Origin of the sequence: Janthinobacterium lividum, assembly GCF_011601275.1 — a bacterium.
GTDB classification, from domain to species: domain Bacteria; phylum Pseudomonadota; class Gammaproteobacteria; order Burkholderiales; family Burkholderiaceae_D; genus Janthinobacterium; species Janthinobacterium lividum_E.
Genome location: NZ_JAAOLY010000019.1, coordinates 21,061 through 40,342, shown reverse-complemented (window position 1 = coordinate 40,342; position 19,282 = coordinate 21,061). Strand labels below are relative to the sequence as shown.

Genomic DNA, 19,282 nt, shown 5'->3' with positions numbered 1-19,282 from the left:
AAAAGAAGGTACATGCACGCTCCCGGCGAACACATCGCCAGGACCGTTAAAAATCAATATTAGCCGGCGATAACGGCTTTCACCTTGGCGACGACGTTCTCGACCGTGAAACCGAAGTGCTTGAACAGCACGCCAGCAGGAGCCGATTCGCCGAACGTGTCGATACCGACCACGGCGCCTTCCAGGCCCACGTATTTGTACCAGAAGCTGGTCACGCCCGCTTCGATGGCCACGCGCGGCACGCCTTTCGTCAGCACGCTGGCCTTGTAGGCGGCGTCCTGGCGGTCGTACACGTCGGTCGACGGCATCGACACCACGCGCACGGCGATGCCTTCGGCGGCCAGCGCGCTGGCGGCGGCGACAGCCAGTTCCACTTCGGAACCGGTGGCGATCAGGATCGCCTTGGGCTCAAGCACGTCGTTCAGCACATAGCCGCCGCGGTAGATGTTCTGGATCTGTTCGGCGCTACGTTCCTGGTACGGCAGGTTCTGGCGCGAGAAGATCAGGGTCGACGGACCATCCTTGCGGCGCACGGCGGCGCCCCAGGCAGCAGCCGACTCGACGGTGTCGCATGGACGCCAGTTGTCCAGGTTCGGGATCAAGCGCATCGACGAGACGTGCTCGACCGATTGGTGCGTCGGGCCGTCTTCGCCCAGGCCGATCGAATCGTGGGTAAACACAAAGATCGAACGCAGTTTCATCAGGGCAGCCATGCGCAGCGCATTGCGGCTGTAGTCGGAGAACGTCAGGAACGTGGCGCCGAACGGGATATAGCCGCCGTGCAGGGTGATGCCGTTCATGATGGCGCTCATGCCGAATTCGCGCACGCCGTAGTTGATATGGTTGCCAGGCTGACCAGAACGCACGGCCACGCACTCTTTCCAGTTGGTCAGGTTCGAACCGGTCAGGTCGGCCGAGCCGCCGAGGAATTCCGGCAGGGACGAAGCCAGCGCCTGGATGGCGTTCTGGCTGGCCTTGCGGGTAGCGATGTTTTCTTTCTTCTCGACGCAGGAAGCGATGGCAGCCGACAGGGCCGCTTCGAATGCCTGTGGCAGGTCGCCTTGCATGCGACGGGTCAGTTCAGCGGCTTGCTGCGGGAATTCGCGGTTGTAGGCGGCAAAGCGCTCGTTCCAGTCTTTTTCCAGCAGGGCGCCCTGCTCTTTCGCATCCCATGCCGCGTACACGTCGGCCGGCATTTCGAATGGAGCGGCATCCCAGCCGATGTATTCGCGCACGGCGGCAATTTCCTTGTCGCCCAGCGCGGCGCCGTGAACCTTGTCGCCGCCTTGCAGGTTCGGCGAACCCTTGCCGATGATGGTCTTGCAGCAGATCAGGGTCGGCTTACTGGCGGTCTTGGCGGCGGCGATGGCGGCGGCCACGGCGGCAACATCGTGGCCGTCGACGGCGCGGATGACGTTCCAGCCGTATGCTTCGAAGCGGGCCGGGGTGTCGTCCGTGAACCAGCCTTCGACCTTGCCGTCGATGGAAATGCCGTTGTCATCGTACAGGGCGATCAGTTTATTCAGGCCCAGGGTGCCGGCCAGCGCGCACACCTCGTGCGAAATGCCTTCCATCAGGCAGCCGTCGCCGACGAAAGCGTAGGTGTAGTGGTTGACGACGTCGTGGCCGGGCTTGTTGAATTCAGCGGCCAGCAATTGCTCCGACAGGGCCATGCCGACGGCGTTGGCAATGCCCTGGCCCAGCGGGCCGGTGGTCGTTTCCACGCCTGGCGTGATATCGACTTCCGGGTGGCCCGGGGTTTTCGAATGCATCTGGCGGAAGGCCTTGATGTCGTCCATCGACAGGTCGTAACCGGTCAGGTGCAGCAGCGCGTAGTGCAGCATCGAGCCGTGGCCGTTCGACAACAGGAAACGGTCGCGGTTCTGCCATTTCGGGTTCGCGGGATTGTGGCGATAGTGACCACTCCACAGGGCAACTGCGATCTCGGCCATGCCCATCGGCATGCCTGGATGGCCGGAGTTGGCCTTTTGTACAGCGTCCATTGCCAGTGCGCGGATCGCATTGGCCATTTTGGTAGTCGGGAGCGTAGTTGTCATGATGGTGTGGGTCAGTCGCGAGTTTGGGATTCGTTTGCAACAGCGCGGACAGGGAAGCCGGCTGCTTTCTGTAGTCAACTATTTTACCAGACTGGGGGGCCGCAAATTAGAATTGCGGCGTACTGGCCCGCCAAATGGCTATACTTTGACGTCTTTCCACCCCACTTACCCCCCGTTGAGGATTTGCATGCCGCGTTTTTATTGCCCCCAGCCGCTCGTCGCCGGCGCCACCGTCTCGCTGCCGGAGGCTGTCGCCCACCATATCCAGGTCGTGCGCCTGGCGCCGGGCGACGTCATCACCCTGTTCAATGGCGAAGGCGGCGAAGCGCAGGCGAGCCTGGTGGCGGTGGCCAAGCGCAGCGTGACGGCGGAGATCCAGGCGCATGTGGCGCGCGAGGCCGAGTTGCCGTACGCCGTGACCCTGGCGCAGGCGTTGCCGGAAGCATCCAAAATGGACTGGATCATCGAAAAAGCCATCGAACTGGGCGCGGCCGGCATCGTGCCGCTGTCGGCGCAGCGCTGCGTCGTGCGCCTGTCCGCCGAGCGGGCCGAGAAAAAACTCATGCATTGGCAAGGCATTATCGTGTCCGCCTCGGAACAATGCGGGCGCAACCGTCTGGCCCAGTTGGCTCCGCTGCAAGACTTCAATAGCTGGAGCGGCCAGCAAGATTTGCATAAACGCATCATTTTGACGCCGCGCGCGCAACAGTCGCTGGCCGACTGGGCGCGTCACCAGCCGCCGCAAGCGATCACCGTGATGGTGGGGCCGGAAGGGGGGTTTTCGGAGGCGGAAGAAAAGGCTGCCCTGGCCGCCGGCGCCATCGGCCTGTCCATGGGGCCGCGCATTTTGCGCACGGAAACGGCGGGCCTGACGGCGCTGGTCACGCTGAGTGCATTGTGGGGCGGCATGTAAATGGCATAAAAAAAGCGCAGCGCGGTTTCCCGCATTGCGCCAGTGATGCAACATGCTACGGACAGCCCGTGCCGGCGCTGTCCAGCCTGTCTAATTAGAACGTGTACTCGGCGCCCACTTTCAGGGTGCGTGGACGCAACGTGTAGCCGTCACGCACGTTGATTGGGCGCTGTTCATCGAAGACGTTGTTGATATTCGCCAGCAAACGCAGGTTTTTGAAGCCCGTGTATGCGAAGTTCAGATCGGTGCGCACATCGCTACCCACGCGGCATGGCAGGTTATCGCCTTTCAATGCAGCGCGGCAACCGGCTTCATTCCAGGTATCCTGATCCGTCTCGTCGTTGTTCAGTGCCGTTCCCGACGTATAGTTGACGCGCACACCAGCCGTGACCGGACCTTTGCGCCATGCCGTGCTAAATACCGACACGACACGCGGGGTGCCACGCAAGCCGACGGTGTTTGGACGGTACTGGTTGGCGTCAATGTCCCAGTAACGCAGCTTCAGGTTGACCGTGGTCGCCAGACCCATCGTCACGGTACCATACTCGCCAGCCGAAAAGCGGCCGTTCACATCGATGTCCACGCCCTGCGTCTCGGTCTTGCCGAAGTTTTCATAGCCCAGGAACAGCGATTGAATGGTACCAGTACCCCAGGCGATGTTCGCGCCTGGCGACAGTTCGTTGGCACGTGCTGCCAGACGGCGATCGGTGTCGCTGATCGGATTGCGCGCCAGTTTTTCAGCATAGCCAGGCACATCTTCACGGGCCAGCACGTACGCTACGTCGCGCGTGGCGATCTCGTCCCGGCGTTCGATCTTGAAGTAGTCGACAGCGACGCTGACGTTCTTGATCGGTTCCGCCACGAAGCCCAATGTCAGACTGCGCGAAGTTTCCGGTTTCAAGGTCGAACTCGATGAAATCATGACCGGAACCGAAGTCAGGCAACCCGAGTTATAGGCCGTAGACGAATCGGAAACGTCGCTGGCAGTGCCTTTTTTCAGGATATCGCGGATTGCGGTTGCGGTTGCGCAACGTTTTGGATCGAGCTGGCTGTTGTAGAAACCTGTCACGCCCACTTTACCCAACGATTCCGGGATATTCGGAGCGCGGAATCCACCGGCTATCGTACCGCGCAACATCAGCTTCGGCGTTACCGTCCAGCGCGCAGCAAATTTAGGCGACAAGTGGGCCGAAAAGCCTGGCGCCTTGTCCAGACGCAGCGCGCCGTTCAACTCCAGGCCTTTCAATACGGGCGCGTTCAGCTCCAGAAATGCGGCGCTCAGATTGCGCTGGCCATCGATCCACAGGGAACCTGTATTGATGATCTCGGCATTCATCACGGCATCGACCGACTTGATGTACATCTTTTCTTGACGCAACTCGGCGCCAAAAGCAAACGCCAATTGACCGCCAGGCAGAGGCATCAGGTCGCCAGACAGCTTGGCGTCGATGAAGTTGGTCGACAGGTGGGAATCGGTGCCTGCGACTGGGAACATGCGGTTCAACAACTCATCACTGTTGCCACCACCTAACTTGTACTCGCCGCTGACGATCGCGGCGGGCAGGCGGTCACGGTGGGCGCCACGGCTGCGCAAGGTACCTTCGCCCCCCGTACGCCCGATGGTGGCTTCCCAGTCATAGGCGCCGATCGTGCCTTCCAGGCCGGCCATGACACGGTACTGCGTCGCTTTGGCCGGCGAAGTCCAATCCATGTTGGAATCCATGAAACGATAGTCGAGGCCAACCGGGAAGTTATACGGATTGTAGGCGGAATTGGCCGGCAATTTAGGTTTCTGCACGGTTTGCGATTTCTTCACATTACCGTCGAACCAGGTCCATGGCGAACCGGCAGCCATGCCGAATGGCAGCGGCGAGTAATTGGTGCGGGTTTCCGAATACGACACTTCCGCGAAACCGCGCGTGGTGTCGCTGAGCTTGAAGTGCAAGGCGCTGTACAGATTGACGCGTTCAGCGCCATCCGACGACGGGTTAATGCCGTTCAAGTCGCTCACACACAGGCCGGCAGCATTGAAAGTGCTACAACCTTTCACAGCTTGGCGTACCTTGCGGCCGCTTTCGTTCAAGTTGCCCGGGAACGAAGTCAGGCTGGGATCGCCGAAAGCGGTAGATACATGTTTTTTGTGCCAGGCGGGATACTCGCGCAGCACCTTGCTGAGTTTGTAGCCCTCGCGCTTGTAACCTTCGACGTTGAAGAACACGTTGTAGCGGTCTTTTTCCAGATCGCCGTAACCAGCCAACAGGCCAACCGTCGTTTGCTTGCCGATGTTAGGGTCGATGCCCTGCTGATAGTTGGCGCTGGTGCTGACGCCCTGGAAGCTCTTGCGGGTGATGATGTTGATTACGCCAGCCAGCGCATCGGAACCGTAGATCGCGGAAGCGCCGTCCTTGAGCACCTCGACGCGCTCGATCACGTCGGCCGGAATGGAATCGAGGTTGACGAAAGTATCCTTGGCGCCATCGGCGAACGGATAATTGGACACGCGGCGGCCATTCACCAGTACCAGGGTGGCGCCGGTGCCCAGGCCACGCATCGATGCGCCGGACGCACCGCGCGCAAAGCTGTTGGAGTTGCCGTCATCCTTGATCGCGCCCGTGTCGAACGAGGTCAGCGTATCGAGAATCTGGCGCACGGTATTGGCGCCTGTCGCCTTGATTTCATCGCGGCGCAATACGGTCACCGGCGAGGCGGTCTCGGTATCCAGACGCTTGATGTTCGAACCAGTCACTTCAACACGTTGCATGACCGGCTCCGCGGCATCTCCCGTGTTTTGTGCATGGGCGGAGGCAGCAATGGCGCTCAAAGCAAAAAACACCGCCTTACTGATAGGGCTTAATTTTGGTTTACTCAGCATCATGTTTAGCAATCTCAATTTGTAATTTTAATGAACACCAGGCAACTGGATCACAGTGGCTCATGTGGCACTTTTTTGTATCAAAATTTTTGACACAAGTCAGTATCTGTAACGGAAAAAGTATTGTCAATTAACATTGCCTAATCCTTAATGGATTGAATAAAAAACAGTCAAATATTTTTTTTCTGTTGTTTTTTCACATTGGAATTTAGCAATATTTTCATTTTTTCAGCTATTTGTTGCGCTCCGAGCGGACAACACAGGCCCGCCGCAACAAGGTCATTCCAGCCGCTTCGAGGCCTGTCGACTACGGTCATTTCTCCAATGAAAACATACTGAAAAACGCTCTTTCCGCGCAGCGTCTTGCACATTCACACTTCTCAAGAAAAATTGCAAAAATATAAATACATTGATATAAAACAATATTTTTGTCGGACAACATGGAAACTATCGGAATGAAATACTGCACTCGCCAAGTTTCCCGTCAAATATCAGTGCGCGCAGCTTGAATTGTTAAATCGGCTGCCCGCCGCATGCGGGTGCAGGAAGATACAGGAAGCAAGGCGCGCCGCTTTCCAGCCACCTTGCCGGACACTGGACAGGAAGATTGCCCGGCATGCTGTTGAGATAGCCGATGGAGAAATAAGGGCAAAAAAAAGCAGGATGACTGAAAAGTCATCCTGCCCTTTCGTTGAACGGAGCGGCGTTGCTGCCGCCAGGTCCGCCTTGCTATATAGAATAGAACGCGCATGCCACCCAGGCTGAAGAAACGGCCCTGGCCGCCGGCGCCATCGGCCTGTCCATGGGGGCGGCGCAGCGCCACAATACTCTGTCATTACACGGCGAATTACCGTGCGCCGCAATTCGGCGCCGATAATAACAGTCGCGTCGCAATGCGGAATATCACTGCATTGTTTTTATTGTGAAAACATCGCGAACAATATAATAAAACAAACAAATATAATCCGCGCACTCATGAAATGGCGGAGCCGCTATTATCTTTTCAAATATGGAAATGAATAAAACGCCCAAGCAATCGGTGATCAAGCACCAATATGGTACGGCGTTGCACTCCTTTGATGCAGAAACCTAATATTGCACCATGATGGCGCTTACGTCTATCGTTCTCCGACTTAGTACAAAAAAACAACGCTTTTGCCGCCATACCATACATCTGCACCTGCCCGGCAAGCCTGCAAGCATGCGGTCTTCAGGCCATGCGCGACGCTGCACTGCAGCAAAATGGAGATACCAAACTGTGCCTGGTGTTGTTTTTTCATATGCATTTCCACTATAAAAATTGACAGCCAAGTAGCTGCGATGGTTTCATTAACGTCTTGAAATTTTGAATACTCAAACGTTTCAAAGACACCGTCCATGAGACGATCGATAAAATAATAGATACATATACGGCCGGCGTTGCCAATACAAGGCAATCTCAAGCCGTATATTCATAAGTGAGGAGTTTTGCAATGATGGTGGAAACAGGATTATCGCGTTCTATACGTTTGATGTTTATCGGCAGCATTGCGTTCGGCATGCACATGGCCAACGCACAAACCACTGGCGAAAACATTCAGAAGGTCGAAGTGACCGGTTCGAGCATCAAGCGCGCGGAAGCCGAAACCATTTCGGTCATTCAAACGCTGACCCGCAAGGATATCGAGCAAACCGGTAAGGCATCGATCGCCGACGTCGTGCGCAGCATTTCCGCCGACAACAACGGCAGTATCAGCGGCTCCTTCACCAACGGTTTCGCCGGTAGCGCCTCGGGCGTTTCGCTGCGCGGCTTGAGCGTCAGCTCGACCCTCGTGCTGATCAATGGCCGCCGCACGGCGCCATACGGCTTCGGCGATGACGGCCAGCGCAGCTTCGTCGACTTGAACTCGATTCCCCTCGACGCCGTGGACCGCATCGATATCCTGAAAGACGGCGCTTCCGCCATTTATGGTTCCGACGCGATCGCCGGCGTGGTCAACATCATCTTGCGCCAGAACTATGTCGGCAAGACCATTTCCGCCAACGTCGGCCAGAGCGGCCACGGCGACGGCACCGTCACCAGCATCTCCGGCGCCATCGGCTTCGGCGACATGGACACCGACAAATTCAACGTCTTCGCCACCATCGATGCGAAAAAATCGGGCGAAATCAAGCAAACCAGCCGCGACAAGTGGATCGGCCAGGCCGATGCGCGCCCATGGGGTGGCCGCGACCAGCGCGCTGGCCAGACCACCGCAGGCAACGGCGGCGGCAGCTCATTCCTGGGCACCCTGCGTCCAATCTCGCCAACGCTCGGCAATGTAACCAACTTGCCAGGTTCGTGCGACCCGATCAACCTCGATCCGACCGGCGGCGGCTCGAACGACAACTCGCGCGGCGGCTGCCTGTGGGATCCGATCCAGTTCGCGACCATCCAGCCAAAGACCGAAAACGTCAACCTGTTCATGCGCGGCACCCTGGCGCTGGGCGCGAATGCGCAAGGCTACACGGAAGTGGGTATCTTCAAGTCAAAGGCCGACACCTACACCACCCCGTCCGGCCTGACCGGCGCCGGCTTTGACCTGGTCAATGCCCGCGTCAACAACACCGGCACCGGTCCGGATCAGCTGCTGATGCCGGCGAACCACCCGGACAACATCCTGGGCGTCGCCGCCCGTCCGCGCTGGGTCGATGAATCGCGTCCACGCGTGTCGAACCTCGAAACGACCGTCACCCGTGTCCTGGCCGGCGTCAAGGGTACGTATGCCAACTGGGATTACGATACCGGCCTGATGTACGCAGAAAGCAAAACCGACCGTACGCAAACGGGCTACTACCGTACCAGCGCCCTGCGCACGGCGCTGAACAACGGCACCTTCCGCATCGGCAAGGGCGTGATCAACACCCCTGAAGTACTGGCACTGGTATCGCCTACGCTGAGCAACTCGGGCACAACGAAGAGCACCTCGCTGGACTTCAAGGCTTCGCGCGAACTGTTCCAATTGCCAGGCGGCATGATGGGCCTCGCGCTGGGCGCCGAATACCGCAAGGAAGAAACGAACAGCCAGTCGACGCCATACACCGACATCAACGATATCGTTGGCCTGGGCTATTCCGCTTCGCAAGGTTCGCGCAACGTCAAGGCTCTGTACGCCGAGCTCGCCGCGCCGGTCATGAAAGAGCTGGAACTGCAATTCGCGCTGCGCAGCGATGATTATTCGGACTATGGCCGCTCGACCACGCCAAAAGTCGGCTTCAAGTTCACGCCAGCATCGGCCGTGGCTTTCCGCGGTACGTATGCGGAAGGTTTCCGCGCACCTAGCGCAGCGGAAAACGGCAACAGCGCCGTGGCGGCGTTCACCAGCATCGCCAGCGATCCAGTGCGTTGCGCCGTGACGAAATTGCCTATCGATTGCTCGTCGCAACAAGTTGGCGCGATCACCATCGGCAACAAGAACATCAAGCCGGAAACATCGAAGAGCTACAGCCTGGGCATGGTGCTTGAGCCGATCAAGAACATCAGCCTGTCGATCGACTGGTGGAAAATCGTACGCGATGGCGAAATCAACGGCTCCGATCCTGGCGCAGTGGTCGCCAATCCAGCTGGCTACCCAGATGCGGAAATCGTTCGTGGCGAACCTACGAGCAACTTCCCAGGCCTGGCTGGTCCTATCCTGATGGTCAAAGCGCCTTACCTGAACGCAGGCAAGACCAAGACCTCGGGTATCGATCTGGATCTGCGCGGCAAGTACAACGCCGGCGAATACGGCCGCTTCAACTCGGGCGTGACGGTCACGTACATGAAAGAGTTCACCCGTACCAACGCCGATGGCACGGTACTGGAATTTGCCGGCACCCACGGTGACGTCAACCTGTCCGGTAACGGCGGTACGCCGAAGACCAAAGTCCGCCTGACCCTGGGCTGGGATCAAGGTCCGGTCAACGTCACGGCCAACATGAACTACGTCAGCAGCATCAGCAACAAGAACGATGTCAACGGCGATTGCCTAGACGTCGATGCCAACGACGTGCCGTACAAAAACTGCCGTATCGCTTCGTTCACCACCACGGATCTGTTTGCCAAGTGGAGCGTCACGAAACAATGGGAACTTACCGCGTCGATCACCAACCTGTTCGACAAGATGGCACCACTGGACGTGCAAACCTACGGCCGCATCAACTACAACCCATCGCTGCACCAAGCGGGCGCAGTGGGCCGTTACTTCACGCTGGGCGGCCGCTACACGTTCTAATCGCCAGGCAAGAAATAACAGCTAGTTAGCAAGAAAATCCGGCGGCCATGCATTGGCCGCCGGATTTTTTCTTTTCAACGCCTCTTTCCCGCAGCGCCCCCTCTCCCTCGCCAATACGCTGCAGATGGCCCGCAGCTGGACATGCGGGTAAAATAGCGCCTTGATGCCCTCACGCGGCACCACACACTCTCCGCTAGATACGGAGCCCGGCAATTTTTGAAAATACACACCATGTTGCGACTCAACGAAGTAAAACTCCCCCTCGAACACGACGATGCCGCCCTGCCGGCCGCCATCCTGGCCCGCCTCGGCATTGCCGCCGGTGAGCTACTCGGCTTTACCGTCTTCAAGCGCAGCTATGACGCGCGCAAGCGCAGTGCCGTGGTGTTGATTTACTCGCTGCACGTGGAGGTCAAGAATGAAGCGGCCGTGCTGGCGCGCCTGGGCCACGATATCCACCTGATGCCCGCGCCCGACACCGACTATAAATTCGTCGCCGGCGGCGAGCAGCTGGCCGGCCACACCAATGAACCGCGTCCCATCGTCATCGGCACGGGCCCGTGCGGCCTGTTCGTGGCGCTGATCCTGGCGCAGATGGGCTTGCGCCCCCTCATCCTGGAACGGGGCAAGCAGGTGCGCGAGCGCACGGTCGACACCTTCGGCTTCTGGCGCAAGCGCGAACTGAACCCCGAGTCGAACGTGCAGTTCGGCGAAGGCGGCGCCGGCACCTTCTCGGACGGCAAGCTGTACAGCCAGATCAAGGATCCCAAGCACTACGGCCGCAAGGTGCTGACGGAATTCGTCAAGGCTGGCGCGCCCGAAGAAATCATGTATGTGAGCAAACCGCACATCGGTACCTTCCGCCTGGTCAAGATGGTGGAAGAAATGCGCGCGAATATCGAGCAGCTGGGCGGCGAGTACCGCTTCAGCAGCAAGGTGGTCGATCTCGACATCGTGCCAGGCAGCGATGGCGGGCAGGTGCGCGGCGTGGTGCTGGACAACGGCGAAACCATCGCCAGCAACCATGTCGTGCTGGCCATTGGCCACAGCGCGCGCGACACCTTCGAGATGCTGCACCGCCGCGGCGTGTACATCGAAGCGAAACCGTTCTCGATCGGCTTCCGCGTGGAACACCCGCAATCGCTGATCGACAGCTGCCGCTTCGGCCCCAGCGCCGGCCACCCGATCCTGGGCGCGGCCGACTACAAGCTCGTGCACCACGCCAGCAATGGCCGCTCCGTCTACAGCTTCTGCATGTGCCCGGGCGGCACGGTGGTCGCGGCCGCCTCGGAACCGGGCCGTCTGGTAACGAACGGCATGAGCCAGTATTCGCGCAACGAACGCAACGCCAACAGCGCCATCGTCGTGGGCATCACGCCCGCCGACTACCCGGGCGACCCGCTGGCCGGCATCGCCCTGCAGCGCGAACTGGAAGAGCGCGCGTTTGCCCTCGGTGGCGGCAACTACGATGCGCCAGGACAATTGGTCGGCGATTTCGTGGCTGGCCGCGCCTCGACGGAATTTGGCAGCGTGGTGCCCTCCTACAAGCCGGCCGTGCACCTGACGGACCTGGCGCCGTCCTTGCCCGAATACGCGATCACGGCCCTGCGCGAAGCTTTCCCGGCGTTCAACAAGCAGATCAAGGGTTACTACAAGGCCGACGCCGTGCTGACGGGCGTGGAAACGCGCACCTCATCGCCGATCCGCATCAAGCGCCGCGACGATGACCTGCAAAGCCTGAATACACGGGGACTGTTCCCCGCCGGAGAAGGCGCCGGCTATGCGGGCGGCATTCTGTCGGCGGCCGTCGACGGCATCAAGGTGGCCGAGGCGGTGGCGCTGTCGATGGCGGCGCGCGGAAAATAAGCCACGACGGCCGTGCCGCATGGCCAGCGCAAAAAAACGCCCGGGTTTACCCGGGCGTTTCAGCTTTCAGCCTGCAACAAGCTTAGAACGTATAGCTGCCGCGCAGATACACGGTACGGCCGATGGCGTCGGCATAGCGTGGATCATAGCCAGCCTGGAAGGTCGTGGTTTGATAGCTCAGTGGCGGCTCGCGATCGAACAGATTGCGTACGCCGACGGTCAGGGTCACGTTCTTGGTGGCGGCAACCGTTCCGAAAGCATCAAAGGTGGTGTAGGACGCCACTTTGTGTTCTTCATCCTGGTCCAGGTAGCCAGACTTGTAATGACCCGACATACCGGCACTGAAGATACCGCTGTTCCAGTTCACGCTGGCCGTATGCTGCCAGCGGAAGATCGGACCGGTGCCGGAGAAGACGCCGACGTTCTGCTTCCACTTGCCGCCTTCGGCACTTTGATACTCGTACTTGTTGACGTACGTGCTGTTGGTGACCAGGGCGAACGTGCCAAAGTCACTGGTGCGCAAGCGGTAGTTGACGCTCAAGTCGAGACCGCGGGTCTTCACGCCACCCAGGTTCTGGGTACGCAGGTCGACATAGCCGCAAGTGGCCGGATTCGGGCACTGTGAACCGTCGGTGGCCAGGTTGCCGTTCGCCGTGCGGTGGTACACGGCCGCGTAGGTAACCGGATCTCCAAACACATCGTCTTCCGCCAGGCTGCCGATCGAATGGTCGAGCTTGATGTCCCAGTAATCGATGCCGATGCTCAGGTTGGCGATCGGTTCGAAGACGACGCCCAAAGTAATGTTGCGCGACTCTTCAGGAGACAGCTTTTTATTACCGCCAAACAAGGCCTGGAATTGCTGTTGGCAATTCGTTGCCTTGGGCTTGCCAGGCAATGCCGTACCGCCCGGGCAATTGATAGGGTCATCACGCTGGCTGGTATTGGTGTACGTTTGCGAGGAATTGATCTCGTACAGCGATGGCGCGCGGAAACCGGTCGAGTACGAACCGCGGAACAGCACTTCTTTCGTCGGCTGGAAGCGGAACGCCACTTTCGGGTTGGTCGTATTGCCGAAATCGCTGTAACGGTCATAGCGCACGGCGGCGGTCACGTCCAAGGTCTTGAGGATAGGCACGTTCAACTCGGCATACACGGCTTGCGTGGTGCGCGAACCTTCGTCATGCGTTTCCGGATCGATACCGGTACTGGCAACGACCTTGGCGGCATATTCCGAATTGGCGGTGCTGAGGAATTTCTCATGTCCCACCTGCGCACCCACGGCCAGAGCGGCAGCGCGGCCAGCGCCCAGCCAGTCGCCCAGTTCGCGGCTTGCATTGAAGTCGGCGACCTTGGTCGTACCCTTGGCATTGCGGACATTGCCGTTCAATGCGGCACTTTCGATCAAGGCCATGCCGGCCGCGTCCTGGTCGCCGTATGGATTGATGATGCCGTTCAAGACACCCTTCGTGATGATGCCGCCATCACTGTAGCCCATCAGATTCACAGCGACCTTGTTTTCATTGAAGGTCAGCGCCGCGTTGTAATCCCAGCCGGCGAGGTTGCCGTTCAAGCCAGCGACGAAGCGCTGTTGCTTGTTGATATTTTCATCAGCGCGCGAACCGTTCGGCAAATCGCGCCATTTGACGTTCACGAAGCCAGGATTGACGCCGGCAGGCATGAAGTTGGGATCGACGTAAGCGGCGTCGAGCGGAATGTTCGGCGTGAAATTGCCATTGCCAGGGTAGTACGGATTCGGCGAACCATCGAGGCGCGTGCGGTTCTGGCGCAAGCCACCATACGGTACCGGGGCGATAGCACTGTAGACCTTGCTTTCGCTGTTCAGGTATTCCAGGCTCATCTCATGATTTGCGTTCAGCTTCAGGACGCCTTTGAGCAAGCCGGTCGTGCGTTTGCTTTTTGGCACATAGTCCACGAAGTTCGAGGTCGACATATTGCAGCTGGTACCATCGCCGCTCGGTACCAGGAAGGTACCCGCGGCGCAGGTAGGCGCCGTCGGATTGCCCGTCTGGTCGTCCTGATAGTAATTGGCGGGGCTGGTGGTCGGCGAAATGCCGCCTGGATAGCGCTTGTTGTAATTGCGCTGGGTACCGGTAATGGCACGCTGGCTCTGGGTATCGAGCATACCGAAAATATTGAAGCCATCCTTATCCAGGTCGCCATAGCCGAAACCGACATTGGCATTCTTGGAGAAGCCACCCGATTGTTCCGGCATATCGGCACCGATGCTGACGATGCCGCCCTGGAAGTCCTTGCGCGTGATGAAGTTAATCACGCCACCGACGGCATCGCTGCCGTACAGCGACGACGCGCCATCGCGCAATACTTCAACGCGTTCGAGCGCGGCAAACGGGATCATGTTCAAGTCGGGCGCCGAGGCGTCGAGCGCATTGTTGGCCATGCGGCGGCCGTTCAGCAAGACGAGGGTCTTGTTCGCGCCAATACCGCGCAAGTCGGCGAACGAGGCGCCGCCGGTACCCAGGCCGACGACCTGGCTGGTGCCCTGCGATGCCTGCGAGGCGCTCAGGTTCGACATGACCTGCTCGATGGTAGTAATGCCCTGTTTTTTCAGGTCATCCATTTTCATGATGGTGATCGGCACTGAGGTTTCACCATCGATCCGTTTGATGGCGGAGCCGGTGACTTCGACACGCTGCATGGGTGCATCGCTCTGTTGTGCCATGGCCGGCTGGGCCAGCATGGTCAGGCCAGCGACGACGGCGCTACCCGTAAACATCAAACGCAAAGAACGAGACAAGACTGTTTCCATCATCATTGCAAACTCCCCTTGATATATGTTTTTGTTGCATTTTTATGATGTGAACTCGGCGCCACCGAACTGCCGATGCGGCGCTCCGTACAGGGCGGCTATCTGCGCATTAACATTCTTTATCGTTATGAAAACCGCACCCGGACCTGCGCCAAAGGGCCGCCCGAACTTGATGAATGATGATGCTTAGCCGCCATGCCACTACCGGTCAAAGGCCCAGTTGCCGTTGGCAGACTGAACCTTAATGAACCATCAAAACACGGGGAATTGGAAGGTGTCAACGATGCACTGAGCGCAGGAATGAAAAACAACAATTTACAATTCAGTAATACTGTTTTGCACAATGATGGTATACGGTATGCACCAGAAGTCAGCGTCGCTGCACTATGTCAGTGAGGTTTTTTTACGCCTGCCGGGAGGCAAGCGGCAGCCTGATTTGTATATGACAGCCGGGAGTGCAATCGATGGCGCACACCTGGCCGCCCAGTTGCTGCACGATGGTGTAGACGATGTGCATGCCCAGGCCGGAGCCGCCCTGGCCGCGCTTGGTGGTGAAAAACGGTTCAAACATGTGTTCGCGCACGGCTGGCGCCAGGCCGATGCCGTCGTCGGAAAAGTCCAGCAGCAGCCAGCGCGTATCCGCGTCATCGCCGTCCGCCTCGATGCGCGCACGGATCGTGATGCGCCCCGGGCCACCCTGCGGATAACCATGGCGGGCGCTGTTCATCAGCAGGTTCGAGAGGATTTGCGACAGCTTGCCGGCCGCCAGGCGCACCTGGCAATCGGGCGCGATATCGAGTTCCACGCCCAGTGCCGCCTTGCGCAGTTCCGGGCTGTGCGCCGACACCAGACCGTGTACATAATCGTGCAACGCCAGGTCGGCCACGTATTCGCTGACCTGGTCCACGGCCAGCTGCTTGAAATTGCCGATCAGGTCGGCGGCGCGCGCCAGGTTGCGCTCGATCAGGGCGGCCGCGCCTTTCAAGGATTCGGCAATGTCGATCAGCTCGGCGCGGCTGACCTTGGCGCCGCCCAGCACCTGCACCAGCTGGTCGGCATAGCTGCCCATGCTCGAGGCCGCCGTCAGCGCCACGCCGATGGGCGTGTTGACCTCATGCGAGACGCCGGCAACGAGCGAGCCGAGGGCCGCCATCTGCTCCTGCTCGATCAGGTTGGCCTGCGCCGCCAGCAGCGACTCGGTGCGCACGCGCACGATTTCTTCCAGCTGCTGTGTACGCTCCTGGTGCTGCAGCTCGGCCGCGCCGCGGGCCGAGAAGATCGACAGCAGCAGCAAGGCCAGCAAGCGCTTGTTTTCATCGATGGGACGCGTGTCGATGGCCGACAGGATGCCCAGGGTCTTGCCATCGGTATCGATCAGCGGCATGCCGACATAGCTTTCCGCCTGCATGTCGACCAAGAGGGTATCAAGTGGAAAGCGACGCTGGATATCGCTGCCGTGAAAACACATGCTCTGGCAGGTCACGTCCTGGCAAGGCGTGTGCTGCAGGCTGTATTCGATATTCGGCTGGTAGCCGTCGCCGCCCCACAGGGCCAGGGTGCGGATACCTTCGCTGCCATCGTCCAGGCGCACCAGCCGCCCGGCGATCACATAGTGCACGTCGAGCGCTTCGGCCAGGTCCTTGACGAGGATGCGCAGGAAGTCGTCGCCACGGGCGTGGGCCGTCGAGGCGGTGATCGAGCGCAGGGCCGCCTCCGCCAAGGTGCGCCGCTGCTCGGGATCGAACAGGGGTTCTTGCGAATTCACATCAAACAACGGAATACTCATGAATGCTCCTGCGCGGCACGGAAAGCGCAGGCACAGCTGCCGGCGCGGCGATCCTCAGCAAAGGCCCGGGTCAACGGACTTGCCGCGATTGTACCCCCGGCTATTGTTTAATAATACAGATACGCAGGAATTTTTTATAACCAGCCGGAACGCTTGAACAAGTAATACATATAACCGCAGACACAGCTCATCACTGCCACGGCGGCCGGATAGCCATAATGCCAGTCCAGTTCCGGCATGAACTTGAAGTTCATGCCCCAGATGCCGGCAAACGCGGTAAACACGGCGAAGATCGCGGCCCAGGCCGCCAATTGCTTGTTCACTTCGCTCTCATCGATGGCGACCATCGACAGATTCACCTGGATCGCCGTGCTGATCGTATCGCGGATGGTGTCGAGCGTGCCGTTGATACGCGCCAGGTGGTCGTGCACGTCGCGGAAATACTCCTGGGTATCGTGGCACAGCGGCGGCACCCGCCCGCCGTGCAGCTTGCCCACCGCTTCCATCAGGGGTGCCACCACGTGGCGCAAGACCATGACCTTGCGTTTCAATTGATACAGCCGTTCGATATTGTCTCGCTCGGTGCCACGGTCGAAGATGCGGTCCTCGATCAGTTCCAGTTCCGATTCGAGCGCGTCGAGCACGGGAAAGTAACGGTCGACGACGGCGTCCATCAGCGCGTACAGCACGAAGGCCGAACCCTGGCGCAGCAGATGCGGCTCGCGCTCGGCACGCGCTCGGACACCGAGGAAACCTTGCGAGCTGTTGCTGCGCGACGAGAGCACGTAATTGGCGCCAACGAAAATGTCGACTTCGCCCAGCACCAGTTCGTTCTCGACCATTTCCACGGTTTTCACGACGGCAAACAGGGAATCGCCATATTCCTCGATCTTCGGCCGCTGGTGGCCCCGCTGCGCATCCTCGACGGCCAGTTCGTGCAGGCAAAACTCGTGCTGCATCTGTTTCAGCTCGTCCGGCGTGGCGTCGAGCAGGGCCACCCAGACGAAGCAATCGGGGCGTTCGACGTAATCGCTGATATCGTCGATCGGCAAGTCGGCCAGTTTTTTGCCATCCTGGTAGGCCACGCAGTTTATGAGCATGCTATTCCACAGTTCAAGTTAACACCGGACGAAACAGTCCGGCAGGCGCTAGCTTACCTTATCGCCTGCTGTGGGTGTTGTGGCGTGCGAGGAACGCCAGGAGGGGAAGCGGACGGGGCGGGGCCCCGTCCGGATGGCAATCAGTCGTCCTTGGCGCCGTCGATGCCCAGTTCGGAGATCTTGCGGGTGATGGTGTTGCGGCCGATACCCAGGCGCACGGCGGCGTCATTCTTGCGCCCGTGCGTATGCTTGAGCGCCGTCTTGATCAGGGCCGATTCGAACTGGCGTCCCAGCACGGCCATGACTTCCTGCTGCCCCGCGCCCAGCATGCCGGCCGCCTGCAATTCCAGTAAACCAATCCAGCCCGGCGGCGCGCCGTTGGCTGGCGCGGCTGCTTCGAAGACCTGGCCGCCGTGCGGCTGGGCAACGGCCGCCGGCGCAGCCTCGCCCGCCGCCGCAGTGGCCGCGCCATCGCCCTGCCCCTGCGTCAATTCCAGCGGCAAGTCCTTGATTTCCACCGTCTGGCCCGGCGCCATGACGGTGATCCAGTTGCACAGGTTTTCCAGCTGGCGTACGTTGCCGGGCAAATCGAGGCTGCTGAGGAACTGCATCGTCGGTTCGCTCATGCGCTTGGCTTCCACGCCCAACTGGCGCGCGCTTTGCACCAGGAAGTGGCGCACCAGGATGGGGATATCCTCGCGCCGCTCCCGCAAACTGGGCAGGCGCAACCGGATCACGTTCAAGCGGTGATACAAGTCTTCGCGGAACAGGCCGTCGCGCACGCGCTGCTCGAGGTTCTGGTGCGTGGCCGTAATGACACGCACGTTGGCCTTCATCGGCTGATGGCCGCCGACGCGATAGAAATGGCCATCGGACAGCACGCGCAGCAAGCGCGTCTGCAAGTCGAACGGCATGTCGCCGATTTCATCGAGAAACAAAGTGCCGTTCTCGGCCTGCTCGAAGCGGCCCCGGCGCGTCGTCTGCGCGCCCGTAAACGCACCGCGTTCATGGCCGAACAGTTCGGACTCGAGCAAATCCTTCGGGATCGCTGCCGTGTTCAGGGCAATGAAAGGCTGCGCCGCGCGCGGGCTGTGCTTGTGCAGCGCGCGCGCCACGAGCTCCTTGCCGGAACCGGATTCGCCCGTGATGAGCACCGTCACATTCGACTGCGACAAACGGCCGATGGCGCGGAAGACTTCCTGCATGGCCGGCGCCTGGCCGAGGATTTCCGGCGTTTCCGACGGGCCCGATTCAACGCTCGTTTCGCGCAGGCTCTCTTCCAGCGCGCGGCGGATCAGCTCGACAGCCTTGTCGATGTCGAAAGGCTTGGCCAGGTATTCGAAGGCGCCGCCCTGGAAGGCTGCGACGGCCGAATCGAGGTCGGAAAAGGCCGTGATGATGATGACCGGCAGGCCGGGAAAGCGCGACTTGACCGTCTGCAGCAATTCCAGGCCGGACGCGCCCGGCATGCGGATATCGGACACGAGCACTTGCGGCGTGTCAAATTCCAGTGCGGCGATGGCGTCGCGCGCATTGGCAAAACTCTTGGTGGCGAGATTTTCCCGCGCCAGGGCTTTTTCCAGCACCCAGCGGATTGATTCGTCGTCGTCAACTATCCAGATTGGCTTCATTAGTGTGTGCGTCCCGCAATGGATTTCATGGGTGGGA

General features: G+C 59.7%; 10 protein-coding genes. 3 read left to right on the top strand and 7 right to left on the bottom strand.

Going from position 1 to position 19,282, the window contains the following annotated elements:
• Positions 1–59: 59 nt before the first annotated feature.
• Positions 60–2,057 (bottom strand): transketolase, encoded by a 1,998-nt coding sequence (gene tkt / locus GYK42_RS24090; protein WP_166449553.1) that lies wholly within the window; start codon positions 2,055–2,057, stop codon positions 60–62.
• A gap of 187 nt (positions 2,058–2,244) precedes the next feature.
• Between tkt and GYK42_RS24085 the strand changes: the two genes are divergently transcribed.
• Positions 2,245–2,970 (top strand): 16S rRNA (uracil(1498)-N(3))-methyltransferase, encoded by a 726-nt coding sequence (locus GYK42_RS24085; protein ID WP_166449552.1) that lies wholly within the window; start codon positions 2,245–2,247, stop codon positions 2,968–2,970.
• A 94-nt stretch (positions 2,971–3,064) separates the two neighbouring features.
• On the opposite strand, the gene GYK42_RS24080 is transcribed toward GYK42_RS24085, so the two are convergent.
• Positions 3,065–5,845 (bottom strand): TonB-dependent receptor, encoded by a 2,781-nt coding sequence (locus GYK42_RS24080; RefSeq protein ID WP_166449551.1) that lies wholly within the window; start codon positions 5,843–5,845, stop codon positions 3,065–3,067.
• A 1,130-nt stretch (positions 5,846–6,975) separates the two neighbouring features.
• Positions 6,976–7,221, bottom strand: coding sequence for a hypothetical protein (locus GYK42_RS24075; RefSeq protein ID WP_166449550.1), 246 nt, complete (start codon positions 7,219–7,221; stop codon positions 6,976–6,978).
• A gap of 165 nt (positions 7,222–7,386) precedes the next feature.
• On the opposite strand from GYK42_RS24075, the gene GYK42_RS24070 reads away from it, so the two are divergent.
• Together GYK42_RS24070 and GYK42_RS24065 are read left to right on the top strand one after the other, a co-directional pair.
• Positions 7,387–10,074 (top strand): TonB-dependent receptor, encoded by a 2,688-nt coding sequence (locus tag GYK42_RS24070; protein WP_240943780.1) that lies wholly within the window; start codon positions 7,387–7,389, stop codon positions 10,072–10,074.
• Between the two features lie 231 nt (positions 10,075–10,305).
• Positions 10,306–11,940 carry an NAD(P)/FAD-dependent oxidoreductase gene (locus tag GYK42_RS24065; protein WP_166449548.1) on the top strand — a complete coding sequence of 545 codons (1,635 nt, stop codon included), beginning with the start codon at positions 10,306–10,308 and terminating at the stop codon, positions 11,938–11,940.
• 82 nt (positions 11,941–12,022) lie between these two features.
• On the opposite strand, the gene GYK42_RS24060 is transcribed toward GYK42_RS24065, so the two are convergent.
• The 4 genes from GYK42_RS24060 to ntrC all read right to left on the bottom strand — a co-directional run bounded on the left by GYK42_RS24060 (position 12,023) and on the right by ntrC (position 19,245).
• A complete protein-coding gene (locus tag GYK42_RS24060) occupies positions 12,023–14,716 on the bottom strand; it encodes a TonB-dependent receptor (RefSeq protein WP_166449547.1) in 2,694 nt (897 codons plus the stop codon).
• Between the two features lie 415 nt (positions 14,717–15,131).
• Positions 15,132–16,514, bottom strand: coding sequence for a GAF domain-containing sensor histidine kinase (locus GYK42_RS24055; protein WP_166449546.1), 1,383 nt, complete (start codon positions 16,512–16,514; stop codon positions 15,132–15,134).
• A 134-nt stretch (positions 16,515–16,648) separates the two neighbouring features.
• Positions 16,649–17,614, bottom strand: a complete 966-nt coding sequence (corA, locus tag GYK42_RS24050) for a magnesium/cobalt transporter CorA (RefSeq protein ID WP_034760218.1) — start codon at positions 17,612–17,614, stop codon at positions 16,649–16,651.
• Positions 17,615–17,754: 140 nt separating this feature from the next.
• Complete coding sequence (gene ntrC, locus GYK42_RS24045; protein ID WP_058049185.1) at positions 17,755–19,245, bottom strand: nitrogen regulation protein NR(I); 1,491 nt, start codon at positions 19,243–19,245, stop codon at positions 17,755–17,757.
• Positions 19,246–19,282: the final 37 nt, after the last annotated feature.

Coding starts and splice junctions, on each gene's coding strand:
- GYK42_RS24085 (WP_166449552.1), top strand. CDS start 2,245: ATGCCGCGTTTTTATTGCCCCCAGCCGCTCGTCGCCGGCGCCACCGTC.
- GYK42_RS24080 (WP_166449551.1), bottom strand. CDS start 5,845: ATGATGCTGAGTAAACCAAAATTAAGCCCTATCAGTAAGGCGGTGTTT.
- GYK42_RS24070 (WP_240943780.1), top strand. CDS start 7,387: ATGGCCAACGCACAAACCACTGGCGAAAACATTCAGAAGGTCGAAGTG.
- GYK42_RS24065 (WP_166449548.1), top strand. CDS start 10,306: ATGTTGCGACTCAACGAAGTAAAACTCCCCCTCGAACACGACGATGCC.
- GYK42_RS24055 (WP_166449546.1), bottom strand. CDS start 16,514: ATGAGTATTCCGTTGTTTGATGTGAATTCGCAAGAACCCCTGTTCGAT.
- ntrC (WP_058049185.1), bottom strand. CDS start 19,245: ATGAAGCCAATCTGGATAGTTGACGACGACGAATCAATCCGCTGGGTG.
- corA (WP_034760218.1), bottom strand. CDS start 17,614: ATGCTCATAAACTGCGTGGCCTACCAGGATGGCAAAAAACTGGCCGAC.
- tkt (WP_166449553.1), bottom strand. CDS start 2,057: ATGACAACTACGCTCCCGACTACCAAAATGGCCAATGCGATCCGCGCA.
- GYK42_RS24075 (WP_166449550.1), bottom strand. CDS start 7,221: ATGGACGGTGTCTTTGAAACGTTTGAGTATTCAAAATTTCAAGACGTT.